This window comes from Providencia sp. TYF-12 (assembly GCF_041344805.1).
GTDB lineage: Bacteria > Pseudomonadota > Gammaproteobacteria > Enterobacterales > Enterobacteriaceae > Providencia > Providencia huashanensis.
On the sequence record NZ_CP166833.1, the window covers coordinates 741,883 to 764,729 of the forward strand.

Consider the following 22,847-nt stretch of genomic DNA (forward strand, 5'->3'; position numbering starts at 1 on the left):
AAACTATCAGGTCAAGTCTGCTTTTATTATTTTTAAGCGTGCATAATAAGCCCTACACAAATTGGGAGATATATCATGAAAGGCTGGCTTTTTCTTGTTATCGCAATAGTTGGCGAAGTAATCGCAACATCCGCATTAAAATCTAGCGAGGGCTTTACTAAGCTTGCCCCTTCCGCCGTTGTCATAATCGGTTATGGCATCGCATTTTATTTTCTTTCTCTGGTTCTGAAATCCATCCCTGTCGGTGTTGCTTATGCAGTCTGGTCGGGACTCGGCGTCGTCATAATTACAGCCATTGCCTGGTTGCTTCATGGGCAAAAGCTTGATGCGTGGGGCTTTGTAGGTATGGGGCTCATAATTGCTGCCTTTTTGCTCGCCCGATCCCCATCGTGGAAGTCGCTGCGGAGGCCGACGACGCCATGGTGACGGTGTTCGGCATTCTGAATCTCACCGAGGACTCCTTCTTCGATGAGAGCCGGCGGCTAGACCCCGCCGGCGCTGTCACCGCGGCGATCGAAATGCTGCGAGTCGGATCAGACGTCGTGGATGTCGGACCGGCCGCCAGCCATCCGGACGCGAGGCCTGTATCGCCGGCCGATGAGATCAGACGTATTGCGCCGCTCTTAGACGCCCTGTCCGATCAGATGCACCGTGTTTCAATCGACAGCTTCCAACCGGAAACCCAGCGCTATGCGCTCAAGCGCGGCGTGGGCTACCTGAACGATATCCAAGGATTTCCTGACCCTGCGCTCTATCCCGATATTGCTGAGGCGGACTGCAGGCTGGTGGTTATGCACTCAGCGCAGCGGGATGGCATCGCCACCCGCACCGGTCACCTTCGACCCGAAGACGCGCTCGACGAGATTGTGCGGTTCTTCGAGGCGCGGGTTTCCGCCTTGCGACGGAGCGGGGTCGCTGCCGACCGGCTCATCCTCGATCCGGGGATGGGATTTTTCTTGAGCCCCGCACCGGAAACATCGCTGCACGTGCTGTCGAACCTTCAAAAGCTGAAGTCGGCGTTGGGGCTTCCGCTATTGGTCTCGGTGTCGCGGAAATCCTTCTTGGGCGCCACCGTTGGCCTTCCTGTAAAGGATCTGGGTCCAGCGAGCCTTGCGGCGGAACTTCACGCGATCGGCAATGGCGCTGACTACGTCCGCACCCACGCGCCTGGAGATCTGCGAAGCGCAATCACCTTCTCGGAAACCCTCGCGAAATTTCGCAGTCGCGACGCCAGAGACCGAGGGTTAGATCATGCCTAGCATTCACCTTCCGGCCGCCCGCTAGCGGACCCTGGTCAGGTTCCGCGAAGGTGGGCGCAGACATGCTGGGCTCGTCAGGATCAAACTGCACTATGAGGCGGCGGTTCATACCGCGCCAGGGGAGCGAATGGACAGCGAGGAGCCTCCGAACGTTCGGGTCGCCTGCTCGGGTGATATCGACGAGGTTGTGCGGCTGATGCACGACGCTGCGGCGTGGATGTCCGCCAAGGGAACGCCCGCCTGGGACGTCGCGCGGATCGACCGGACATTCGCGGAGACCTTCGTCCTGAGATCCGAGCTCCTAGGGATCGCCTCAGAAAACGGAAAATAAAGCACGCTAAGCCGTAAGTAAGCGTGCTCCTGTGAAAGCCACAGCTAAAACTGCGTAGTACACATAGAGGTATTTTTTTCTAGATTTATATCGAATTTCGTTATCGAATTTCGCTTATTATTGATCAACTCGTTGCAGATCATGAAGGCGAAAGTATGACGAATAACCCTACCGATGACAGCAGACCATGGTCGGTCTTTCTTATTTTTCTGCGGCTTGGATTGACATCTTTTGGCGGCCCCATTGCGCACTTGGGCTACTTCCGCGCCGAATTTGTCACACGGCGGCGCTGGCTCTCCGAACGGAGCTATGCTGACTTGGTCGCGCTTTGTCAGTTCTTGCCAGGGCCTGCAAGCAGCCAGGTCGGCATAGCGGTAGGACTGTCTCGGGCTGGATACAGCGGGGCGCTGGCTGCTTGGGCTGGCTTCACGCTGCCGTCTGCCATAGCCTTGATCCTTTTTGCGCTCGGCATCTCCAGCTATGGCGATTACGTCTCGCAGGGCGCGTTGCATGGCTTAAAAGTGGTGGCTGTGGCCGTGGTCGCTCAAGCAGTATGGGGCATGGCGCGTAACCTATGCACGGATGGGCTGCGAGTCACCATCATGGCAATTGCTACCTGCGTCGTTTTACTTGTGCCGTCCGCGTGGGGACAGGTTGGCGTGATTGCTATCGCAGGCATCGCAGGCCGGTTATTGTTCAAGCCAGCGAAAGTTGTTGAGCATGACCCCCTACCTATCACGGTCAGTCACCGGGCCGGCGTGCTTTGGCTCTCGCTGTTCTTTGTCTTGCTGATTGGCCTGCCGGTGTTGGCCGAACTGATGCCAAGTCAAACCATGGCAATGGTGGATTCCTTCTATCGTGTCGGATCACTGGTGTTCGGCGGTGGTCACGTTGTGCTGCCATTACTGCAAGCCGAAGTGGTGCCCTCCGGCTGGGTCAACAATGAATCCTTTCTCGCGGGGTACGGGGCAGCTCAAGCGGTGCCCGGCCCTTTGTTCACGTTCGCCGCGTTTCTTGGTGCCTCGATGAACACCGCCCCGTCGGGCTGGATCGGCGGCATTGTGTGTCTGCTGGCTATCTTCGCGCCCTCGTTCTTGCTGGTCGTCGGATCAATGCCATTTTGGGAGCGTTTGCGCCGCAATACAGGCATCCAAGCTGCGCTGGCCGGGATCAATGCCGCTGTAGTCGGCTTGCTGCTGGCCGCGCTGTATCAGCCTGTATGGACTAGCGCCATCTTTCAGCCGCAAGACTTCGGCTTGGCATTAGTTGCCCTTGTCGCACTTATGTTCTGGAAGCTCCCGCCGTGGCTGGTTGTCCTCGGTAGCGGTGCAGCTGGGTGGCTGTTGAGCGTCGCTCTGTGAGGCACAAAAAATGACTGACAAAGACCTCTACGGCGGTTTGATCCGCCTGCACAGGCACTGTTGCAAAGTTAGCGATGAGGCAGCCTTTTGTCTTATTCAAAGGCCTTACATTTCAAAAACTCTGCTTACCAGGCGCATTTCGCCCAGGGGATCACCATAATAAAATGCTGAGGCCTGGCCTTTGCGTAGTGCACGCATCACCTCAATACCTTTGATGGTGGCGTAAGCCGTCTTCATGGATTTAAATCCCAGCGTGGCGCCGATTATCCGTTTCAGTTTGCCATGATCGCATTCAATCACGTTGTTCCGGTACTTAATCTGTCGGTGTTCAACGTCAGACGGGCACCGGCCTTCGCGTTTGAGCAGAGCAAGCGCGCGACCATAGGCGGGCGCTTTATCCGTGTTGATGAATCGCGGGATCTGCCACTTCTTCACGTTGTTGAGGATTTTACCCAGAAACCGGTATATGCAGCTTTGCTGTTACGACGGGAGGAGAGATAAAAATCGACAGTGCGGCCCCGGCTGTCGACGGCCCGGTACAGATACGCCCAGCGGCCATTGACCTTCACGTAGGTTTCATCCATGTGCCACGGGCAAAGATCGGAAGGGTTACGCCAGTACCAGCGCAGCCGTTTTTCCATTTCAGGCGCATAACGCTGAACCCAGCGGTAAATCGTGGAGTGATCGACATTCACTCCGCGTTCAGCCAGCATCTCCTGCAGCTCACGGTAACTGATGCCGTATTTGCAGTACCAGCGTACGGCCCACAGAATGATGTCACGCTGAAAATGCCGGCCTTTGAATGGGTTCATGTGCAGCTCCATCAGCAAAAGGGGATGATAAGTTTATCACCACCGACTATTTGCAACAGTGCCGTTGATCGTGCTATGATCGACTGATGTCATCAGCGGTGGAGTGCAATGTCGTGCAATACGAATGGCGAAAAGCCGAGCTCATCGGTCAGCTTCTCAACCTTGGGGTTACCCCCGGCGGTGTGCTGCTGGTCCACAGCTCCTTCCGTAGCGTCCGGCCCCTCGAAGATGGGCCACTTGGACTGATCGAGGCCCTGCGTGCTGCGCTGGGTCCGGGAGGGACGCTCGTCATGCCCTCGTGGTCAGGTCTGGACGACGAGCCGTTCGATCCTGCCACGTCGCCCGTTACACCGGACCTTGGAGTTGTCTCTGACACATTCTGGCGCCTGCCAAATGTAAAGCGCAGCGCCCATCCATTTGCCTTTGCGGCAGCGGGGCCACAGGCAGAGCAGATCATCTCTGATCCATTGCCCCTGCCACCTCACTCGCCTGCAAGCCCGGTCGCCCGTGTCCATGAACTCGATGGGCAGGTACTTCTCCTCGGCGTGGGACACGATGCCAACACGACGCTGCATCTTGCCGAGTTGATGGCAAAGGTTCCCTATGGGGTGCCGAGACACTGCACCATTCTTCAGGATGGCAAGTTGGTACGCGTCGATTATCTCGAGAATGACCACTGCTGTGAGCGCTTTGCCTTGGCGGACAGGTGGCTCAAGGAGAAGAGCCTTCAGAAGGAAGGTCCAGTCGGTCATGCCTTTGCTCGGTTGATTCGCTCCCGCGACATTGTGGCGACAGCCCTGGGTCAACTGGGCCGAGATCCGTTGATCTTCCTGCATCCGCCAGAGGCGGGATGCGAAGAATGCGATGCCGCTCGCCAGTCGATTGGCTGAGCTCATGAGCGGAGAACGAGATGACGTTGGAGGGGCAAGGTCGCGCTGATTGCTGGGGCAACACGTGGAGCGGATCGGGGATTGTCTTTCTTCAGCTCGCTGATGATATGCTGACGCTCAATGCCGTTTGGCCTCCGACTAACGAAAATCCCGCATTTGGACGGCTGATCCGATTGGCACGGCGGACGGCGAATGGCGGAGCAGACGCTCGTCCGGGGGCAATGAGATATGAAAAAGCCTGAACTCACCGCGACGTCTGTCGAGAAGTTTCTGATCGAAAAGTTCGACAGCGTCTCCGACCTGATGCAGCTCTCGGAGGGCGAAGAATCTCGCGCTTTCAGCTTCGATGTAGGAGGGCGTGGATATGTCCTGCGGGTAAATAGCTGCGCCGATGGTTTCTACAAAGATCGTTATGTTTATCGGCACTTTGCATCGGCCGCGCTCCCGATTCCGGAAGTGCTTGACATTGGGGAATTCAGCGAGAGCCTGACCTATTGCATCTCCCGCCGTGCACAGGGTGTCACGTTGCAAGACCTGCCTGAAACCGAACTGCCCGCTGTTCTGCAGCCGGTCGCGGAGGCCATGGATGCGATCGCTGCGGCCGATCTTAGCCAGACGAGCGGGTTCGGCCCATTCGGACCGCAAGGAATCGGTCAATACACTACATGGCGTGATTTCATATGCGCGATTGCTGATCCCCATGTGTATCACTGGCAAACTGTGATGGACGACACCGTCAGTGCGTCCGTCGCGCAGGCTCTCGATGAGCTGATGCTTTGGGCCGAGGACTGCCCCGAAGTCCGGCACCTCGTGCACGCGGATTTCGGCTCCAACAATGTCCTGACGGACAATGGCCGCATAACAGCGGTCATTGACTGGAGCGAGGCGATGTTCGGGGATTCCCAATACGAGGTCGCCAACATCTTCTTCTGGAGGCCGTGGTTGGCTTGTATGGAGCAGCAGACGCGCTACTTCGAGCGGAGGCATCCGGAGCTTGCAGGATCGCCGCGGCTCCGGGCGTATATGCTCCGCATTGGTCTTGACCAACTCTATCAGAGCTTGGTTGACGGCAATTTCGATGATGCAGCTTGGGCGCAGGGTCGATGCGACGCAATCGTCCGATCCGGAGCCGGGACTGTCGGGCGTACACAAATCGCCCGCAGAAGCGCGGCCGTCTGGACCGATGGCTGTGTAGAAGTACTCGCCGATAGTGGAAACCGACGCCCCAGCACTCGTCCGAGGGCAAAGGAATAGAGTAGATGCCGACCGAACAAGAGCTGATTTCGAGAACGCCTCAGCCAGCAACTCGCGCGAGCCTAGCAAGGCAAATGCGAGAGAACGGCCTTACGCTTGGTGGCACAGTTCTCGTCCACAGTTCGCTAAGCTCGCTCGGCTGGGTCGCGGGAGGGCCGGTCGCAGTGATTCAGGCCCTTCTGGATTGTGTTGGTCCCCAGGGCACGATTGTCATGCCCACGCACTCGGGTGATCTGACTGATCCCGCAGATTGGAGATCGCCGCCCGTGCCTGCCGATTGGGTGCAGATCTTGCGCAACGAGATGCCGGCATACGATCCGCAAACCACACCAACTCGGAACATGGGTGCAGTGGCTGAATTGTTCCGGGCGTGTCGCAAACACTTTTGGAGGCAGCTATCACCCAGCCAAGGCCGGTATTTTCATGCTTTGTTAACCTTTTGCAGTCCGAAGAGGCGCGCAAGCAAATCATTCTGGTCATTGACGGTCCAGCCGCCTGAAAAGCCAAAGCCCTTCCGCAGCCACAGCATCGCCTCGAAACCCGCGATGGTTCGCCGCGCCGTGTTAAAGGATTGGAAACCGCCGATCTTCGGCATGTTCTTCTTCACCCGGAAATGGTCGCTCTCAATCCCCTGCTGGAGATGTTTGGTCACATAATGCACGGGATCGGGATGGAGAAGCCCATCATCAACCGACGTTTTGATCGTTGACGGGAAGGTGTTGGCCCCGTCCGTCCCAATCCTGTTCGGCGACAACAAGGGTTCATCTTTAAGCATCTTTCGGAAGAACCGCTTGGCAGCGTCGAGATCGCGCTTAGCGGTCAGCAGGAAATCCACCGGATTGCCATGCTTATCGATGGCTCGGTACAGATAGCGCCATTTGCCGCGGATCTTGACATAGGTCTCATCAATCCGGACCGAGCCGCAATGGGGTCGACGAAACTGCCGCAGCCGTTTCTCGATGACAGGTGCATAAGCCAATACCCAGCGGTTGATCGTGCTATGATCGACCTCGAAGCCCCGCTCGCGAAACATCTCTTCCAAGTCACGATAGCTGAGCGGGTAGCGCAAGTACCAGGCAACCGCCTGTACAATCAGCCAGGCCTCGAAATGCCTGCCCTTGAAATCATCCTTCGACTGGCGCTTCAGCTTTTCGGCAATGGTATTCAAAATCATCGGCTCGCTCCGCAATATCAGGAGCGGCAACTTCTCTCCCCATGGTCAACATCGAGTTAACCTGAAGAATTTGCGACAAGGCCATGCGTTCCGCTCCGGAGATGTCTGGCTTACTAGGTCCCGGCGCTATGGCGATCTGAAACACGCACTCGTTCCGGCACAATCCATCGCGGAAGGCGGTCGTCTCGCTGTGCCATTGCGGCCGGAGGAATGGCTGGCAGACCGGCAAGCTCGCCTCGACATGCGGTTGCGCGAGCTTGGCCGTGCCGCTCGCGCAGGCACGATCCCGGGCGGGTCGATTGAAAACGGCGTTCTGCATATCGAGAAACTCGAAGCCGCCGCGCCGACAGGCGCCGAAGATCTGGTGCTCGATCTCTACAAGCAGATCCCGCCCACGCGCATCACCGATCTCCTGCTGGAGGTGGATGCGGCGACCGGCTTCACCGAAGCGTTCACCCATCTGCGCACAGGAGCACCCTGCGCTGACCGGATCGGGCTAATGAACGTTATCTTGGCGGAAGGGATCAACCTCGGCTTGCGCAAAATGGCGGATGCGACAAACACCCACACCTTCTGGGAATTGATCCGCATTGGACGGTGGCATGTCGAGGGCGAAGCCTATGACCGGGCGCTGGCCATGGTGGTCGAGGCACAGGCAGCGTTACCCATGGCCCGGTTCTGGGGCATGGGCACGTCGGCTTCGAGCGACGGACAGTTCTTCGTCGCTACAGAGCAAGGTGAGGCCATGAACCTGGTCAACGCGAAATATGGCAATACCCCGGGCCTGAAAGCCTATAGCCACGTCTCCGACCAATATGCGCCGTTCGCAACCCAGGTGATTCCTGCAACGGCAAGCGAAGCGCCTTACATCCTCGATGGCCTGCTGATGAACGATGCTGGACGCCATATCCGCGAGCAGTTCACCGACACGGGCGGCTTCACCGATCACGTCTTTGCCGCATGTGCCATTCTCGGCTACCGGTTCGCTCCGCGCATCCGCGACCTGCCATCCAAACGGCTCTACGCGTTCAATCCGTCGGCCGCCCCGGCGCACCTGCGAGCGTTGATCGGCGGAAAGGTCAACCAAGCCATGATCGAGCGCAATTGGCCCGACATCCTGCGCATCGCCGCCACCATTGCTGCCGGGACCGTCGCGCCAAGCCAGATTCTGCGGAAACTCGCCTCCTATCCGCGGCAGAACGAGCTCGCGACAGCCCTGCGGGAAGTCGGTCGCGTCGAGCGCACCCTGTTCATGATCGACTGGATTCTGGATGCCGAACTCCAACGGCGTGCCCAGATCGGGCTCAACAAAGGCGAAGCTCATCATGCGCTGAAGCGGGCAATCAGCTTCCACCGCCGCGGTGAAATCCGCGACCGTTCCGCCGAAGGCCAGCATTACCGCATCGCCGGCATGAATCTGCTCGCCGCCATCATCATCTTCTGGAACACCATGAAGCTCGGCGAGGTCGTTGCAAACCAGAAACGCGATGGAAAGCTGCTATCGCCCGATCTCTTGGCCCATGTTTCGCCGCTCGGATGGGAACACATCAATCTCACCGGAGAATATCGCTGGCCAAAGCCTTAGCGTAGGATTCCGCCCCCTCCCGCAAACGACCCCATCCAGAGTTAGCTGTAGAAATGATTATGCCAGTCAAGGCTTTTGAAGAATTCTGCGCACACCATCAAGTACAGCACCTAAGTACGGATGATTTTGCAAAGATTGAATATGACCGCATGAAGTGGCGATTTGGACAGGCCGGTATTAGAGAATAAAAACTCTAGTCTTTATTAAAAAATCAGGAAGATTTATATGCAAATTGATATTAAAACATCTTCAGTTAAGCCTTTAAGAAATACTTATGCTTATATTGAAAAAAGATTTGGTGATAAACCAGCTTCACGTTATCAAGAAGCGACCTACGATATTCAGGAAGAAATTAATTTTCATTACAAACCTTTATGGCAGCCTGAATTTGATCTTTACGATAAGGGCCGTACTGTAATCCAAATGAAAGATTGGTACGTGCTTAAAGATCCTCGTCAATTTTATTATGGGGCTTATACCCAAACTCGAGCTAAACAACAAGAGATTTTAGAAAGTAATTTTACGCTTGTTGAAAAACACGATTTATTAAGAAATATTTCTGAAGAAATTCTAAACAAAGTAACGAAATTACTACTCCCACTTTATTGTAAACAAGACATTTTTATCTTTTATATTCAATGGCTTATTTTCCTGCTAATTGGTAATACCATGAAAAATACCATGCTCAGAAAAGGCTTAACAATATTTTGAAAAATTGCCTACTGAGCGCTGCCGCACAGCTCCATAGGCCGCTTTCCTGGCTTTGCTTCCAGATGTATGCTCTTCTGCTCCTGCAGCTAATGGATCACCGCAAACAGGTTACTCGCCTGGGGATTCCCTTTCGACCCGAGCATCCGTATGAGACTCATGCTCGATTATTATTATTATACTCTGTACACGACAAATTTCACAGAACCCTTATCCTATCAGGATTCTGCTTTCTTAAAATTGCCAAAATTTCCTTAAACTCTTCTTTTTTCCCAAAACCAATTAAACGCTGAATCGCCATTTGAACATAGTCTAAACCATAGCGAAATAAACTCATTGAGAGTCGTCCATGCTTCTTTATTTTTATCGCTTTTTTTTGATTATGTTGCCATTCACCCGTTAAGTAACACCAACAGAAGCTTATAGCTAACACCGCAATCAATTTTTTCACTCGTCTAGGGTCTGTCAAGCGCGTATTTTCAAGATTAAACCCGCGTCCTTTGAGACAACTGAATAAGGTTTCAATTTCCCAGCGTAATGCATAATCCTGAATAGCATTGGCATTAAACTGAGGAGAAACGACGAGTAAAAGCTCTCCATTTTCTAACTGTAGTGCACTTATATATAGTTTCACCCGACCAACCAAAATCCGTCGTTTACGACATTCAATTTGACCAACTTTAAGATGGCGAAATAAATCACTAATTTTATGATTCTTTCCTAAATGATTGGTGACAATGAAGTTTTTTTAACACGAATGCAGAAGTTGATGTCTTGTTCAATTAACCATGTAAACCACTGCTCACCGATAAACTCTCTGTCTGCGAACACATTCACAATACGGTCTTTACCAAAAATGGCTATAAAGCGTTGAATCAAAGCAATACGCTCTTTCGTATCTGAATTTCCACGTTTATTAAGCAATGTCCAAAGGATAGGTATCGCTATTCCACGATAAACGATTGCGAGCATCAGGATATTAATATTTCGTTTTCCCCATTTCCAATTGGTTCTATCTAAAGTCAGTTGCACTTGGTCGAATGAAAACATATTGAAAATCAACTGAGAAATTTGACGATAATCAAAATACTGACCTGCAAAGAAGCGCTGCATACGTCGATAAAATGATTGTGGTAAACACTTGATGGGCAAGGCTTTAGATGCAGAAGAAAGATTACATGTTTGCTTTAAAATAATCACAAGCATGATGAGCGCAAAGCACTTTAAATGTGACTTGTTCCATTTTAGAGATTTGTTTAAGATAAGATATAACTCATTGAGATGTGTCATAGTATTCGTCGTTAGAAAACAATTATTGTGACATTATTTCAATGAGTTATCTATTTTTGTCGTGTACAGAGATTATTATAGAAGCCCCCATGAATAAATCGCTCATCATTTTCGGCATCGTCAACATAACCTCGGACAGTTTCTCCGATGGAGGCCGGTATCTGGCGCCAGACGCAGCCATTGCGCAGGCGCGTAAGCTGATGGCCGAGGGGGCAGATGTGATCGACCTCGGTCCGGCATCCAGCAATCCCGACGCCGCGCCTGTTTCGTCCGACACAGAAATCGCGCGTATCGCGCCGGTGCTGGACGCGCTCAAGGCAGATGGCATTCCCGTCTCGCTCGACAGTTATCAACCCGCGACGCAAGCCTATGCCTTGTCGCGTGGTGTGGCCTATCTCAATGATATTCGCGGTTTTCCAGACGCTGCGTTCTATCCGCAATTGGCGAAATCATCTGCCAAACTCGTCGTTATGCATTCGGTGCAAGACGGGCAGGCAGATCGGGGGTATAGGAAGTATAAACCACCTTTTTGCTCCTCATCCGAAGTATCTTACCTGAAATTCCCTCACTCGTTTACCGCTCAAGCCCCAATTTTAACTGCCGGTCCAGCCTAAACCGCTCTAATAAGGTTCGATTTGGCGGTAAAATCTCTAGCCTGATAGCTCGAGAGATACAAACTGCCCCACCGCCCCGTTTAAAAGTTGGCAGTGTTGAGCAGTGTTGGATTTGGGGTCGTCAGTCAAAGAGACGACTCTGTGATGGATCGAACAGGCTGGGAGTCAGTGGCGGCGCTCGTTCTGGTGGCAGTTCACGCTGCTTGGCGGCATTCGCCTTGGCTGTTTTCTGTTTCAGATGCTTGAGAATCTGCTCAATGACCTTCGGATCTTCGATGCTGGCAATCACTTTGACGTGACCGCCGCAGTGTTCGCAGACTTCAATATCAATATTGAAGACTCGCTTGAGGCGTTGCATCCAGGTCATGGCGCGGTGGCGCTCTGCAGGACTCTTGTCACGCCAGTTAGTATCGAGACCTTCCGATTTGTCGGGCTTCTTGCCCCGCTTGGCGGGTGTTACTTGAACTCGGTGTTTGCTGTTCGGTGCAAAGACGCCGTGGAAGCGTGTGAGGTTGACTCGCGGCTTAGGTACCAACGCAGCGAGTTTGGCGATGAAGTCCAGCGGCTCGAAGATCACATGGGTGGTGCCATTGCGGTACGGAGTTTTGAGCTCGTAACGCACCTGCCCATTGGCGGTTAATGCCAGACGTTTTTCTGAAACCGCTGGCCGACTAATGTAGCGACACAAGCGCTCAAGCTTATCCCGCTGATGCGCTTCGGCCATCACACCGGCGTGTAGCGAGAAACCAGCATGGTTGGCTACTCGACTGCTTGAGTCGGCTTTATCCTCACGCCCTGGCAAGGTTTGCAGGGTGAAGACTTTGCGCCCTTGCTGGGGGCCGACGGCAATGCGATACGTAACCGAAGCACCATGTAATTGAGTCAGCGTATCGTCTTCGCCCTCTTCCAGTGTCAACCACGTATTCTCGGCATCACGCTCCAAAATCCCACGCTTTTCCATGCAGCGAGCGATGCGATGGCTGAGGGTGTGAGCGAGCGTATTCAGCTCATCGTAAGTGGGTGCCTTGACACGATGGAAGCGTTGCTTGCCATAGTCATCTTCGGCATAGACACCATCGAGAAACAGCATGTGGTAGTGGACATTGAGATTTAGCGCGGAGCCAAAGCGTTGGATAAGAGTCACTGAGCCAGTTTGTGCAGAGGCTTTGGTGTAACCGGCTTTTTTGATCAGATGAGTTGAGAGTGTACGATAGACGATACTCAAGACCTGGCCCATCAGCTGGGGATGGCGAGCCAGCAAAAAGCGTAGCTGGAAAGGAAAGCTGAGCACCCACTGGCGAATGGGCTCCTTGGGGAAGACTTCGTCTATCAGCAGCGCCGCACTCTCGGCCATCCGGCGGGCACCGCAGCTAGGGCAAAAGCCGCGTCGTTTACAGCTGAAGGCGACCAGACGCTCGTGATGACAATCCTCGCAGCGAACCCGCATGAAACCATACTCCAGACGGCCACATTGGAGGAGGTCGTTGAATTCTTGTTGGATGTAGCGAGGCAGGTGTTGACCTTGGGCTTCGAGTGAGGCTTTGAAGGCTGGGTAGTGCTGCTCAACCAGCTGGTAGAGCAGCGTCTGGTCGGGTTGGTGGCGTTCGTAACCGTTTGTTTGAGTGGGCGATTGACTCGCCGTGGCGTTCCTTGCCAGCGACATGGGTATCCTCCGCTGATACTGTGGTTATGTACAGTATCAGCGGCTTGCGTTCAGACGTCCAGTCTGGCCCTAGACATCGCTAAATGCTTAACCCGCAATAGCCCTCACGAGTTGTTATCAGCCACTACCGGTTGAGCGAGAAGGTTTTGGGTTCAGGGTGCTATTGCTCCACCAATCACAATACTGAAGCCCCAACTGTTATCAGTTGGGGCTTTTTCTTGTCTGTTTGCGGCGGTTGCGTTTTATCGGTAGTCGTCGAGCTCTGCACCATCCCACATAAGAGCTTAACGGTGCGATCTTCAACGCCATCACACAAAACTTTCTTTTTCACGCACAGTCAACTTATTGGATGTTTTATTAACAACCCAAAAGGAGATATTTAGCGGGCGGCCGGAAGGTGAATGCTAGGCATGATCTAACCCTCGGTCTCTGGCGTCGCGACTGCGAAATTTCGCGAGGGTTTCCGAGAAGGTGATTGCGCTTCGCAGATCTCCAGGCGCGTGGGTGCGGACGTAGTCAGCGCCATTGCCGATCGCGTGAAGTTCCGCCGCAAGGCTCGCTGGACCCAGATCCTTTACAGGAAGGCCAACGGTGGCGCCCAAGAAGGATTTCCGCGACACCGAGACCAATAGCGGAAGCCCCAACGCCGACTTCAGCTTTTGAAGGTTCGACAGCACGTGCAGCGATGTTTCCGGTGCGGGGCTCAAGAAAAATCCCATCCCCGGATCGAGGATGAGCCGGTCGGCAGCGACCCCGCTCCGTCGCAAGGCGGAAACCCGCGCCTCGAAGAACCGCACAATCTCGTCGAGCGCGTCTTCGGGTCGAAGGTGACCGGTGCGGGTGGCGATGCCATCCCGCTGCGCTGAGTGCATAACCACCAGCCTGCAGTCCGCCTCAGCAATATCGGGATAGAGCGCAGGGTCAGGAAATCCTTGGATATCGTTCAGGTAGCCCACGCCGCGCTTGAGCGCATAGCGCTGGGTTTCCGGTTGGAAGCTGTCGATTGAAACACGGTGCATCTGATCGGACAGGGCGTCTAAGAGCGGCGCAATACGTCTGATCTCATCGGCCGGCGATACAGGCCTCGCGTCCGGATGGCTGGCGGCCGGTCCGACATCCACGACGTCTGATCCGACTCGCAGCATTTCGATCGCCGCGGTGACAGCGCCGGCGGGGTCTAGCCGCCGGCTCTCATCGAAGAAGGAGTCCTCGGTGAGATTCAGAATGCCGAACACCGTCACCATGGCGTCGGCCTCCGCAGCGACTTCCACGATGGGGATCGGGCGAGCAAAAAGGCAGCAATTATGAGCCCCATACCTACAAAGCCCCACGCATCAAGCTTTTGCCCATGAAGCAACCAGGCAATGGCTGTAATTATGACGACGCCGAGTCCCGACCAGACTGCATAAGCAACACCGACAGGGATGGATTTCAGAACCAGAGAAAGAAAATAAAATGCGATGCCATAACCGATTATGACAACGGCGGAAGGGGCAAGCTTAGTAAAGCCCTCGCTAGATTTTAATGCGGATGTTGCGATTACTTCGCCAACTATTGCGATAACAAGAAAAAGCCAGCCTTTCATGATATATCTCCCAATTTGTGTAGGGCTTATTATGCACGCTTAAAAATAATAAAAGCAGACTTGACCTGATAGTTTGGCTGTGAGCAATTATGTGCTTAGTGCATCTAACGCCGCCATAAACGGCGACAGGGTGGCGCGCCTATTGCGCATAAAATGGCGAAGCCATGCGCAACAGGCGCGGAATCTCTGGCGTCCGGTTTGATGGCTTTGTTATGCAAAGGACTAGTCTTCAATGACGTGTAAACCACGGCGCTTTAAGTCCTCCAACGAATCCAACATTCCCCTTATTAATTCAACAGGATGCCCCTCCCAGTCTTCAACAACGCCAACAATTCTCAAGGGTTCGCAGGTTCTATAGGACTGTGTTGGATTACCGGGAAATCTTTTGTTCGTAAGATTCGGATCGTCTTCGAACGGTCCTGTTGGCTCAACTATGTATATGTAGCCGCGACCCTCGAGGCCAGACAGTGACATAGCAAGTTCAGCTCCCCAAACTGCTGGCTCCATCAAGGCTGAAAAGTAGATGTGCTTAAGAATACGACCGTCCTCGAAATGAGAGATGAACCCTGTGGTTAGCAAGTCACCAATCGCCAAATTGGCTTTGGTTCCATGATAGAACGGTCCTTGCACCTGCTTGTAATTATCATGAGAGATGGGAATCCAATCTTTTACCATTTTAAGACCCTTAATTGTTGGGATTTGGCTGCATAACGTTTGACATGAGGGGCGGCCAAGGGCGCCAGCCCTTGGACGTCCCCCTCGATGGAAGGGTTAGGCATCACTGCGTGTTCGCTCGAATGCCTGGCGTGTTTGAACCATGTACACGGCTGGACCATATGGGGTGGTTACGGTACCTTGCCTCTCAAACCCCGCTTTCTCGTAGCATCGGATCGCTCGCAAGTTGCTCGGCGACGGGTCCGTTTGGATCTTGGTGACCTCGGGATCATTGAACAGCAACTCAACCAGAGCTCGAACCAGCTTGGTTCCCAAGCCTTTGCCCAGTTGTGATGCATTCGCCAGTAACTGGTCTATTCCGCGTACTCCTGGATCGGTTTCTTCTTCCCACCTTCCGTCCCCGCTTCCAAGAGCAACGTACGACTGGGCATACCCAATCGGCTCTCCATTCAGCATTGCAATGTATGGAGTGACGGACTCTTGCGCTAAAACGCTTGGCAAGTACTGTTCCTGTACGTCAGCAAGTGTCGGGCGTGCTTCTTCTCCGCCCCACCACTCGACGATATGAGATCGATTTAGCCACTCATAGAGCATCGCAAGGTCATGCTCAGTCATGAGGCGCAGTGTGACGGAATCGTTGCTGTTGGTCACGATGCTGTACTTTGTGATGCCTAACTTTGTTTTTGCGTTGCTCATGATGTCTAACTCCCAATTTGTGTAGGGCTTATTATGCACGCTTAAAAATAATAAAAGCAGACTTGACCTGATAGTTTGGCTGTGAGCAATTATGTGCTTAGTGCATCTAACTTTGTTTTAGGGCGACTGCCCTGCTGCGTAACATCGTTGCTGCTCCATAACATCAAACATCGACCCACGGCGTAACGCGCTTGCTGCTTGGATGCCCGAGGCATAGACTGTACAAAAAAACAGTCATAACAAGCCATGAAAACCGCCACTGCGCCGTTACCACCGCTGCGTTCGGTCAAGGTTCTGGACCAGTTGCGTGAGCGCATACGCTACTTGCATTACAGCTTACCAACCGAACAGGCTTATGTCCACTGGGTTCGTGCCTTCATCCGTTTCCACGGTGTGCGTCACCCGGCAACCTTGGGCAGCAGCGAAGTCGAGGCATTTCTGTCCTGGCTGGCGAACGAGCGCAAGGTTTCGGTCTCCACGCATCGTCAGGCATTGGCGGCCTTGCTGTTCTTCTACGGCAAGGTGCTGTGCACGGATCTGCCCTGGCTTCAGGAGATCGGAAGACCTCGGCCGTCGCGGCGCTTGCCGGTGGTGCTGACCCCGGATGAAGTGGTTCGCATCCTCGGTTTTCTGGAAGGCGAGCATCGTTTGTTCGCCCAGCTTCTGTATGGAACGGGCATGCGGATCAGTGAGGGTTTGCAACTGCGGGTCAAGGATCTGGATTTCGATCACGGCACGATCATCGTGCGGGAGGGCAAGGGCTCCAAGGATCGGGCCTTGATGTTACCCGAGAGCTTGGCACCCAGCCTGCGCGAGCAGCTGTCGCGTGCACGGGCATGGTGGCTGAAGGACCAGGCCGAGGGCCGCAGCGGCGTTGCGCTTCCCGACGCCCTTGAGCGGAAGTATCCGCGCGCCGGGCATTCCTGGCCGTGGTTCTGGGTTTTTGCGCAGCACACGCATTCGACCGATCCACGGAGCGGTGTCGTGCGTCGCCATCACATGTATGACCAGACCTTTCAGCGCGCCTTCAAACGTGCCGTAGAACAAGCAGGCATCACGAAGCCCGCCACACCGCACACCCTCCGCCACTCGTTCGCGACGGCCTTGCTCCGCAGCGGTTACGACATTCGAACCGTGCAGGATCTGCTCGGCCATTCCGACGTCTCTACGACGATGATTTACACGCATGTGCTGAAAGTTGGCGGTGCCGGAGTGCGCTCACCGCTTGATGCGCTGCCGCCCCTCACTAGTGAGAGGTAGGGCAGCGCAAGTCAATCCTGGCGGATTCACTACCCCTGCGCGAAGGCCATCGGTGCCGCATCGAACGGCCGGTTGCGGAAAGTCCTCCCTGCGTCCGCTGATGGCCGGCAGCAGCCCGTCGTTGCCTGATGGATCCAACCCCTCCGCTGCTATAGTGCAGTCGGCTTCTGACGTTCAGTGCAGCCGTCTTCTGAAAACGACAATGGAGGTGGTAGCCGAGGGTGTGGAAACACCCGACTGCCTTGCGTGGTTGCGGCAGGCGGGTTGCGACACGGTGCAGGGTTTCCTGTTCGCCAGGCCGATGCCGGCGGCGGCCTTCGTTGGCTTCGTCAACCAATGGAGGAACACCACCATGAACGCCAATGAACCGAGCACCAGTTGCTGCGTGTGCTGCAAGGAAATCCCGCTCGATGCCGCCTTCACGCCGGAAGGGGCCGAGTACGTGGAGCATTTCTGCGGGCTGGAGTGCTATCAGCGCTTCCAGGCGCGGGCCAGCACTGCGACCGAAACCAGCGTCAAACCGGACGCTTGTGATTCGCCGCCGTCAGGTTGAGGCATACCCTAACCTGATGTCAGATGCCATGTGTAAATTGCGTCAGGATAGGATTGAATTTTGAATTTATTGACATATCTCGTTGAAGGTCATAGAGTCTTCCCTGACATTTTGCAGGGAATTCCATGACTGGACAGCGCATTGGGTATATCAGGGTCAGCACCTTCGACCAGAACCCGGAACGGCAACTGGAAGGCGTCAAGGTTGATCGCGCTTTTAGCGACAAGGCATCCGGCAAGGATGTCAAGCGTCCGCAACTGGAAGCGCTGATAAGCTTCGCCCGCACCGGCGACACCGTGGTGGTGCATAGCATGGATCGCCTGGCGCGCAATCTCGATGATTTGCGCCGGATCGTGCAAACGCTGACACAACGCGGCGTGCATATCGAATTCGTCAAGGAACACCTCAGTTTTACTGGCGAAGACTCTCCGATGGCGAACCTGATGCTCTCGGTGATGGGCGCGTTCGCCGAGTTCGAGCGCGCCCTGATCCGCGAGCGTCAGCGCGAGGGTATTGCGCTCGCCAAGCAACGCGGGGCTTACCGTGGCAGGAAGAAATCCCTGTCGTCTGAGCGTATTGCCGAACTGCGCCAACGTGTCGAGGCTGGCGAGCAAAAGACCAAGCTTGCTCGTGAATTCGGAATCAGTCGCGAAACCCTGTATCAATACTTGAGAACGGATCAGTAAATATGCCACGTCGTTCCATCCTGTCCGCCGCCGAGCGGGAAAGCCTGCTGGCGTTGCCGGACTCCAAGGACGACCTGATCCGACATTACACATTCAACGATACCGACCTCTCGATCATCCGACAGCGGCGCGGGCCAGCCAATCGGCTGGGCTTCGCGGTGCAGCTCTGTTACCTGCGCTTTCCCGGCGTCATCCTGGGCGTCGATGAACTACCGTTCCCGCCCTTGTTGAAGCTGGTCGCCGACCAGCTCAAGGTCGGCGTCGAAAGCTGGAACGAGTACGGCCAGCGGGAGCAGACCCGGCGCGAGCACCTGAGCGAGCTGCAAACCGTGTTCGGTTTCCGGCCCTTCACCATGAGCCATTACCGGCAGGCCGTCCAGATGCTGACCGAGCTGGCGATGCAAACCGACAAAGGCATCGTGCTGGCCAGCGCCTTGATCGGGCACCTGCGGCGGCAGTCGGTCATTCTGCCCGCCCTCAACGCCGTCGAGCGGGCGAGTGCCGAGGCGATCACCCGTGCTAACCGGCGCATCTACGACGCCTTGGCCGAACCACTGGCGGACGCGCATCGCCGCCGCCTCGACGATCTGCTCAAGCGCCGGGACAACGGCAAGACGACCTGGTTGGCTTGGTTGCGCCAGTCTCCGGCCAAGCCAAATTCGCGGCATATGCTGGAACACATCGAACGCCTCAAGGCATGGCAGGCACTCGATCTGCCTACCGGCATCGAGCGGCTGGTTCACCAGAACCGCCTGCTCAAGATTGCCCGCGAGGGCGGCCAGATGACACCCGCCGACCTGGCCAAATTCGAGCCGCAACGGCGCTACGCCACTCTCGTGGCGCTGGCCACCGTCACCGACGAAATCATCGACCTGCACGACCGCATCCTGGGTAAGCTGTTTAACGCTGCCAAGAATAAGCATCAGCAGCAGTTCCAGGCGTCAGGCAAGGCCATCAACGCCAAGGTACGTCTGTACGGGCGCATCGGTCAGGCGCTGATCGACGCCAAGCAATCAGGCCGCGATGCGTTTGCCGCCATCGAGGCCGTCATGTCCTGGGATTCCTTTGCCGAGAGCGTCACCGAGGCGCAGAAGCTCGCGCAACCCGATGACTTCGATTTCCTGCATCGCATCGGCGAGAGCTACGCCACCCTGCGCCGCTATGCACCGGAATTCCTTGCCGTGCTCAAGCTGCGGGCCGCGCCCGCCGCCAAAAACGTGCTTGATGCCATTGAGGTGCTGCGCGGCATGAACACCGACAACGCCCGCAAGCTGCCAGCCGATGCACCGACCGGCTTCATCAAGCCGCGCTGGCAGAAACTGGTGATGACCGACGCCGGCATCGACCGGCGCTACTACGAACTGTGCGCGCTGTCCGAGTTGAAGAACTCCCTGCGCTCGGGCGACATCTGGGTGCAGGGTTCACGCCAGTTCAAGGACTTCGAGGACTACCTGGTACCGCCCGAGAAGTTCACCAGCCTCAAGCAGTCCAGCGAATTGCCGCTGGCCGTGGCCACCGACTGCGAACAATATCTGCATGAGCGGCTGACGCTGCTGGAAGCACAACTTGCCACCGTCAACCGCATGGCGGCAGCCAACGACCTGCCGGATGCCATCATCACCGAGTCGGGCTTGAAGATCACGCCGCTGGATGCGGCGGTGCCCGACACCGCGCAGGCGCTGATAGACCAGACAGCCATGGTCCTGCCGCACGTCAAGATCACCGAACTGCTGCTCGAAGTCGATGAGTGGACGGGCTTCACCCGGCACTTCACGCACTTGAAATGGCACTGTTGCAAAGTTAGCGATGAGGCAGCCTTTTGTCTTATTCAAAGGCCTTACATTTCAAAAACTCTGCTTACCAGGCGCATTTCGCCCAGGGGATCACCATAATAAAATGCTGAGGCCTGGCCTTTGCGTAGTGCACGCATCACCTCAATACCTTTGATGGTGGCGTAAGCCGTCTTCATGGATTTAAATCCCAGCGTGGCGCCGATTATCCGTTTCAGTTTGCCATGATCGCATTCAATCACGTTGTTCCGGTACTTAATCTGTCGGTGTTCAACGTCAGACGGGCACCGGCCTTCGCGTTTGAGCAGAGCAAGCGCGCGACCATAGGCGGGCGCTTTATCCGTGTTGATGAATCGCGGGATCTGCCACTTCTTCACGTTGTTGAGGATTTTACCCAGAAACCGGTATGCAGCTTTGCTGTTACGACGGGAGGAGAGATAAAAATCGACAGTGCGGCCCCGGCTGTCGACGGCCCGGTACAGATACGCCCAGCGGCCATTGACCTTCACGTAGGTTTCATCCATGTGCCACGGGCAAAGATCGGAAGGGTTACGCCAGTACCAGCGCAGCCGTTTTTCCATTTCAGGCGCATAACGCTGAACCCAGCGGTAAATCGTGGAGTGATCGACATTCACTCCGCGTTCAGCCAGCATCTCCTGCAGCTCACGGTAACTGATGCCGTATTTGCAGTACCAGCGTACGGCCCACAGAATGATGTCACGCTGAAAATGCCGGCCTTTGAATGGGTTCATGTGCAGCTCCATCAGCAAAAGGGGATGATAAGTTTATCACCACCGACTATTTGCAACAGTGCCCTCTGATGTTACATTGCACAAGATAAAAATATATCATCATGAACAATAAAACTGTCTGCTTACATAAACAGTAATACAAGGGGTGTTATGAGCCATATTCAACGGGAAACGTCTTGCTCGAGGCCGCGATTAAATTCCAACATGGATGCTGATTTATATGGGTATAAATGGGCTCGCGATAATGTCGGGCAATCAGGTGCGACAATCTATCGATTGTATGGGAAGCCCGATGCGCCAGAGTTGTTTCTGAAACATGGCAAAGGTAGCGTTGCCAATGATGTTACAGATGAGATGGTCAGACTAAACTGGCTGACGGAATTTATGCCTCTTCCGACCATCAAGCATTTTATCCGTACTCCTGATGATGCATGGTTACTCACCACTGCGATCCCCGGGAAAACAGCATTCCAGGTATTAGAAGAATATCCTGATTCAGGTGAAAATATTGTTGATGCGCTGGCAGTGTTCCTGCGCCGGTTGCATTCGATTCCTGTTTGTAATTGTCCTTTTAACAGCGATCGCGTATTTCGTCTCGCTCAGGCGCAATCACGAATGAATAACGGTTTGGTTGATGCGAGTGATTTTGATGACGAGCGTAATGGCTGGCCTGTTGAACAAGTCTGGAAAGAAATGCATAAGCTTTTGCCATTCTCACCGGATTCAGTCGTCACTCATGGTGATTTCTCACTTGATAACCTTATTTTTGACGAGGGGAAATTAATAGGTTGTATTGATGTTGGACGAGTCGGAATCGCAGACCGATACCAGGATCTTGCCATCCTATGGAACTGCCTCGGTGAGTTTTCTCCTTCATTACAGAAACGGCTTTTTCAAAAATATGGTATTGATAATCCTGATATGAATAAATTGCAGTTTCATTTGATGCTCGATGAGTTTTTCTAATCAGAATTGGTTAATTGGTTGTAACACTGGCAGAGCATTACGCTGACTTGACGGGACGGCGCTTCCCTACCCTCATGGCCGCCTCCCAGGAATCGACCCAGGTGCTTATCGTGGACATAATCCTTTACTCATAAATTGGCACTGTTGCAAAGTTAGCGATGAGGCAGCCTTTTGTCTTATTCAAAGGCCTTACATTTCAAAAACTCTGCTTACCAGGCGCATTTCGCCCAGGGGATCACCATAATAAAATGCTGAGGCCTGGCCTTTGCGTAGTGCACGCATCACCTCAATACCTTTGATGGTGGCGTAAGCCGTCTTCATGGATTTAAATCCCAGCGTGGCGCCGATTATCCGTTTCAGTTTGCCATGATCGCATTCAATCACGTTGTTCCGGTACTTAATCTGTCGGTGTTCAACGTCAGACGGGCACCGGCCTTCGCGTTTGAGCAGAGCAAGCGCGCGACCATAGGCGGGCGCTTTATCCGTGTTGATGAATCGCGGGATCTGCCACTTCTTCACGTTGTTGAGGATTTTACCCAGAAACCGGTATGCAGCTTTGCTGTTACGACGGGAGGAGAGATAAAAATCGACAGTGCGGCCCCGGCTGTCGACGGCCCGGTACAGATACGCCCAGCGGCCATTGACCTTCACGTAGGTTTCATCCATGTGCCACGGGCAAAGATCGGAAGGGTTACGCCAGTACCAGCGCAGCCGTTTTTCCATTTCAGGCGCATAACGCTGAACCCAGCGGTAAATCGTGGAGTGATCGACATTCACTCCGCGTTCAGCCAGCATCTCCTGCAGCTCACGGTAACTGATGCCGTATTTGCAGTACCAGCGTACGGCCCACAGAATGATGTCACGCTGAAAATGCCGGCCTTTGAATGGGTTCATGTGCAGCTCCATCAGCAAAAGGGGATGATAAGTTTATCACCACCGACTA

General features: G+C 54.5%; 22 protein-coding genes and 6 pseudogenes. 17 read left to right on the forward strand and 11 right to left on the reverse strand.

Annotated elements, in window-relative coordinates:
* The first annotated feature begins 75 nt into the window (after window positions 1-75).
* The 4 genes from qacE (at window position 76) to chrA (ending at window position 2,951) form a co-directional block, all read left to right on the forward strand.
* Window positions 76-426: a quaternary ammonium compound efflux SMR transporter QacE gene (qacE, locus tag ABE954_RS03220; protein WP_371025725.1), complete on the forward strand. Its 351-nt coding sequence runs from the start codon at window positions 76-78 to the stop codon at window positions 424-426.
* Window positions 420-1,259: a sulfonamide-resistant dihydropteroate synthase Sul1 gene (sul1, locus tag ABE954_RS03225; RefSeq protein WP_000259031.1), complete on the forward strand. Its 840-nt coding sequence runs from the start codon at window positions 420-422 to the stop codon at window positions 1,257-1,259. The genes qacE and sul1 (ABE954_RS03225) overlap by 7 nt, the downstream gene beginning before the upstream one ends.
* Before the next feature lie 127 nt (window positions 1,260-1,386).
* Window positions 1,387-1,590, forward strand: coding sequence for a hypothetical protein (locus ABE954_RS03230; RefSeq protein ID WP_000376616.1), 204 nt, complete (start codon window positions 1,387-1,389; stop codon window positions 1,588-1,590).
* 155 nt (window positions 1,591-1,745) lie between these two features.
* Window positions 1,746-2,951 (forward strand): chromate efflux transporter, encoded by a 1,206-nt coding sequence (gene chrA, locus ABE954_RS03235; RefSeq protein ID WP_000184001.1) that lies wholly within the window; start codon window positions 1,746-1,748, stop codon window positions 2,949-2,951.
* Window positions 2,952-3,056: 105 nt separating this feature from the next.
* Here the strand turns inward: chrA and ABE954_RS03240 are convergent.
* Window positions 3,057-3,763: pseudogene (locus ABE954_RS03240) on the reverse strand (IS6-like element IS26 family transposase).
* 113 nt (window positions 3,764-3,876) lie between these two features.
* Here ABE954_RS03240 and aac(3)-IVa point away from each other — a divergent pair.
* From aac(3)-IVa to ABE954_RS03260, 4 genes and pseudogenes are all read left to right on the forward strand, one after another.
* The gene (gene aac(3)-IVa / locus ABE954_RS03245) at window positions 3,877-4,653 is read left to right on the forward strand and encodes an aminoglycoside N-acetyltransferase AAC(3)-IVa (protein ID WP_001199192.1); all 777 of its coding nucleotides are present in this window, start codon (window positions 3,877-3,879) and stop codon (window positions 4,651-4,653) included.
* Between the two features lie 107 nt (window positions 4,654-4,760).
* A complete protein-coding gene (locus ABE954_RS03250) occupies window positions 4,761-4,895 on the forward strand; it encodes a hypothetical protein (protein ID WP_257468680.1) in 135 nt (44 codons plus the stop codon).
* Window positions 4,882-5,907 carry an aminoglycoside O-phosphotransferase APH(4)-Ia gene (aph(4)-Ia, locus tag ABE954_RS03255; protein WP_000742814.1) on the forward strand — a complete coding sequence of 342 codons (1,026 nt, stop codon included), beginning with the start codon at window positions 4,882-4,884 and terminating at the stop codon, window positions 5,905-5,907. Before ABE954_RS03250 ends, aph(4)-Ia begins: the two co-directional genes overlap by 14 nt.
* Window positions 5,908-5,981: 74 nt before the next feature.
* Window positions 5,982-6,218, forward strand: a pseudogene (locus ABE954_RS03260) (AAC(3) family N-acetyltransferase); the annotation flags it as partial.
* Window positions 6,219-6,328: 110 nt separating this feature from the next.
* On the opposite strand, the gene ABE954_RS03265 reads toward ABE954_RS03260, so the two are convergent.
* Window positions 6,329-7,081: an IS6 family transposase gene (locus ABE954_RS03265; RefSeq protein WP_000602738.1), complete on the reverse strand. Its 753-nt coding sequence runs from the start codon at window positions 7,079-7,081 to the stop codon at window positions 6,329-6,331.
* Between the two features lie 85 nt (window positions 7,082-7,166).
* Here ABE954_RS03265 and ABE954_RS03270 point away from each other — a divergent pair.
* The 3 genes and pseudogenes from ABE954_RS03270 to ABE954_RS03280 all read left to right on the forward strand — a co-directional run.
* Window positions 7,167-8,666: pseudogene (locus ABE954_RS03270) on the forward strand (Tn3 family transposase); the annotation flags it as partial.
* 59 nt (window positions 8,667-8,725) lie between these two features.
* The gene (locus ABE954_RS03275; RefSeq protein WP_032073144.1) at window positions 8,726-8,854 is read left to right on the forward strand and encodes a hypothetical protein; all 129 of its coding nucleotides are present in this window, start codon (window positions 8,726-8,728) and stop codon (window positions 8,852-8,854) included.
* Between the two features lie 37 nt (window positions 8,855-8,891).
* Window positions 8,892-9,377 (forward strand): hypothetical protein, encoded by a 486-nt coding sequence (locus tag ABE954_RS03280; protein ID WP_006581703.1) that lies wholly within the window; start codon window positions 8,892-8,894, stop codon window positions 9,375-9,377.
* A 196-nt stretch (window positions 9,378-9,573) separates the two neighbouring features.
* Here ABE954_RS03280 and ABE954_RS03285 read toward each other — a convergent pair.
* Window positions 9,574-10,664, reverse strand: a protein-coding gene (locus ABE954_RS03285) for an IS4-like element ISAba1 family transposase (protein WP_085940648.1) whose coding sequence is annotated in 2 segments (ribosomal slippage) — window positions 9,574-10,124 and window positions 10,124-10,664 — 1,092 coding nt in all. Because the reading frame shifts where the segments join, the coding sequence is not laid out codon by codon here.
* 89 nt (window positions 10,665-10,753) lie between these two features.
* On the opposite strand from ABE954_RS03285, the pseudogene ABE954_RS03290 reads away from it, so the two are divergent.
* Window positions 10,754-11,167 (forward strand): annotated as a pseudogene (locus ABE954_RS03290) (dihydropteroate synthase); the annotation flags it as partial.
* Window positions 11,168-11,399: 232 nt separating this feature from the next.
* Here ABE954_RS03290 and ABE954_RS03295 read toward each other — a convergent pair.
* The 6 genes from ABE954_RS03295 to ABE954_RS03320 form a co-directional block, all read right to left on the reverse strand.
* Window positions 11,400-12,941 carry an IS91-like element ISCR1 family transposase gene (locus ABE954_RS03295; RefSeq protein WP_000050481.1) on the reverse strand — a complete coding sequence of 514 codons (1,542 nt, stop codon included), beginning with the start codon at window positions 12,939-12,941 and terminating at the stop codon, window positions 11,400-11,402.
* Between the two features lie 404 nt (window positions 12,942-13,345).
* Window positions 13,346-14,185, reverse strand: a complete 840-nt coding sequence (sul1, locus tag ABE954_RS03300) for a sulfonamide-resistant dihydropteroate synthase Sul1 (protein WP_000259031.1) — start codon at window positions 14,183-14,185, stop codon at window positions 13,346-13,348.
* Window positions 14,179-14,526: a quaternary ammonium compound efflux SMR transporter QacE delta 1 gene (locus tag ABE954_RS03305; RefSeq protein WP_000679427.1), complete on the reverse strand. Its 348-nt coding sequence runs from the start codon at window positions 14,524-14,526 to the stop codon at window positions 14,179-14,181. The genes sul1 (ABE954_RS03300) and ABE954_RS03305 overlap by 7 nt, the downstream gene beginning before the upstream one ends.
* A gap of 222 nt (window positions 14,527-14,748) precedes the next feature.
* Complete coding sequence (locus ABE954_RS03310) at window positions 14,749-15,201, reverse strand: NAD(+)--rifampin ADP-ribosyltransferase Arr-3 (RefSeq protein WP_001749986.1); 453 nt, start codon at window positions 15,199-15,201, stop codon at window positions 14,749-14,751.
* A 96-nt stretch (window positions 15,202-15,297) separates the two neighbouring features.
* The gene (locus tag ABE954_RS03315) at window positions 15,298-15,852 is read right to left on the reverse strand and encodes a fluoroquinolone-acetylating aminoglycoside 6'-N-acetyltransferase AAC(6')-Ib-cr5 (protein WP_063840321.1); all 555 of its coding nucleotides are present in this window, start codon (window positions 15,850-15,852) and stop codon (window positions 15,298-15,300) included.
* A 134-nt stretch (window positions 15,853-15,986) separates the two neighbouring features.
* Window positions 15,987-16,145: a hypothetical protein gene (locus ABE954_RS03320; RefSeq protein ID WP_002015823.1), complete on the reverse strand. Its 159-nt coding sequence runs from the start codon at window positions 16,143-16,145 to the stop codon at window positions 15,987-15,989.
* Between ABE954_RS03320 and intI1 the strand changes: the two genes are divergently transcribed.
* From intI1 to ABE954_RS03340, 4 genes and pseudogenes are all read left to right on the forward strand, one after another.
* The gene (gene intI1, locus ABE954_RS03325) at window positions 16,144-17,157 is read left to right on the forward strand and encodes a class 1 integron integrase IntI1 (protein WP_000845039.1); all 1,014 of its coding nucleotides are present in this window, start codon (window positions 16,144-16,146) and stop codon (window positions 17,155-17,157) included. The genes ABE954_RS03320 and intI1 overlap by 2 nt on opposite strands.
* Before the next feature lie 202 nt (window positions 17,158-17,359).
* Window positions 17,360-17,710 (forward strand): annotated as a pseudogene (locus tag ABE954_RS03330) (DUF3330 domain-containing protein); the annotation flags it as partial.
* A 125-nt stretch (window positions 17,711-17,835) separates the two neighbouring features.
* A complete protein-coding gene (locus tag ABE954_RS03335; RefSeq protein WP_000147567.1) occupies window positions 17,836-18,396 on the forward strand; it encodes a recombinase family protein in 561 nt (186 codons plus the stop codon).
* Window positions 18,397-18,398: 2 nt separating this feature from the next.
* Window positions 18,399-20,180: pseudogene (locus tag ABE954_RS03340) on the forward strand (Tn3-like element TnAs3 family transposase); the annotation flags it as partial.
* Between the two features lie 53 nt (window positions 20,181-20,233).
* On the opposite strand, the gene ABE954_RS03345 reads toward ABE954_RS03340, so the two are convergent.
* A complete protein-coding gene (locus tag ABE954_RS03345) occupies window positions 20,234-20,938 on the reverse strand; it encodes an IS6-like element IS26 family transposase (protein ID WP_001067855.1) in 705 nt (234 codons plus the stop codon).
* A 150-nt stretch (window positions 20,939-21,088) separates the two neighbouring features.
* Here ABE954_RS03345 and ABE954_RS03350 point away from each other — a divergent pair, with 150 nt between their 5' ends.
* Window positions 21,089-21,904, forward strand: a complete 816-nt coding sequence (locus ABE954_RS03350; protein ID WP_000018329.1) for an aminoglycoside O-phosphotransferase APH(3')-Ia — start codon at window positions 21,089-21,091, stop codon at window positions 21,902-21,904.
* 189 nt (window positions 21,905-22,093) lie between these two features.
* On the opposite strand, the gene ABE954_RS03355 is transcribed toward ABE954_RS03350, so the two are convergent.
* Window positions 22,094-22,798 carry an IS6-like element IS26 family transposase gene (locus tag ABE954_RS03355; RefSeq protein ID WP_001067855.1) on the reverse strand — a complete coding sequence of 235 codons (705 nt, stop codon included), beginning with the start codon at window positions 22,796-22,798 and terminating at the stop codon, window positions 22,094-22,096.
* Window positions 22,799-22,847: the final 49 nt, after the last annotated feature.

What these genes read in the sequence shown, in the direction of transcription:
- ABE954_RS03305 (WP_000679427.1), bottom strand. Translation starts at nt 14,526, where the DNA reads ATGAAAGGCTGGCTTTTTCTTGTTATCGCAATAGTTGGCGAAGTAATC.
- sul1 (WP_000259031.1), top strand. Translation starts at nt 420, where the DNA reads ATGGTGACGGTGTTCGGCATTCTGAATCTCACCGAGGACTCCTTCTTC.
- ABE954_RS03280 (WP_006581703.1), top strand. Translation starts at nt 8,892, where the DNA reads ATGCAAATTGATATTAAAACATCTTCAGTTAAGCCTTTAAGAAATACT.
- qacE (WP_371025725.1), top strand. Translation starts at nt 76, where the DNA reads ATGAAAGGCTGGCTTTTTCTTGTTATCGCAATAGTTGGCGAAGTAATC.
- ABE954_RS03265 (WP_000602738.1), bottom strand. Translation starts at nt 7,081, where the DNA reads ATGATTTTGAATACCATTGCCGAAAAGCTGAAGCGCCAGTCGAAGGAT.
- ABE954_RS03310 (WP_001749986.1), bottom strand. Translation starts at nt 15,201, where the DNA reads ATGGTAAAAGATTGGATTCCCATCTCTCATGATAATTACAAGCAGGTG.
- ABE954_RS03250 (WP_257468680.1), top strand. Translation starts at nt 4,761, where the DNA reads ATGCTGACGCTCAATGCCGTTTGGCCTCCGACTAACGAAAATCCCGCA.
- ABE954_RS03275 (WP_032073144.1), top strand. Translation starts at nt 8,726, where the DNA reads ATGCCAGTCAAGGCTTTTGAAGAATTCTGCGCACACCATCAAGTACAG.
- ABE954_RS03230 (WP_000376616.1), top strand. Translation starts at nt 1,387, where the DNA reads ATGGACAGCGAGGAGCCTCCGAACGTTCGGGTCGCCTGCTCGGGTGAT.
- ABE954_RS03320 (WP_002015823.1), bottom strand. Translation starts at nt 16,145, where the DNA reads ATGGCTTGTTATGACTGTTTTTTTGTACAGTCTATGCCTCGGGCATCC.
- ABE954_RS03355 (WP_001067855.1), bottom strand. Translation starts at nt 22,798, where the DNA reads ATGAACCCATTCAAAGGCCGGCATTTTCAGCGTGACATCATTCTGTGG.
- ABE954_RS03350 (WP_000018329.1), top strand. Translation starts at nt 21,089, where the DNA reads ATGAGCCATATTCAACGGGAAACGTCTTGCTCGAGGCCGCGATTAAAT.
- sul1 (WP_000259031.1), bottom strand. Translation starts at nt 14,185, where the DNA reads ATGGTGACGGTGTTCGGCATTCTGAATCTCACCGAGGACTCCTTCTTC.
- chrA (WP_000184001.1), top strand. Translation starts at nt 1,746, where the DNA reads ATGACGAATAACCCTACCGATGACAGCAGACCATGGTCGGTCTTTCTT.
- ABE954_RS03345 (WP_001067855.1), bottom strand. Translation starts at nt 20,938, where the DNA reads ATGAACCCATTCAAAGGCCGGCATTTTCAGCGTGACATCATTCTGTGG.
- ABE954_RS03335 (WP_000147567.1), top strand. Translation starts at nt 17,836, where the DNA reads ATGACTGGACAGCGCATTGGGTATATCAGGGTCAGCACCTTCGACCAG.
- intI1 (WP_000845039.1), top strand. Translation starts at nt 16,144, where the DNA reads ATGAAAACCGCCACTGCGCCGTTACCACCGCTGCGTTCGGTCAAGGTT.
- ABE954_RS03295 (WP_000050481.1), bottom strand. Translation starts at nt 12,941, where the DNA reads ATGTCGCTGGCAAGGAACGCCACGGCGAGTCAATCGCCCACTCAAACA.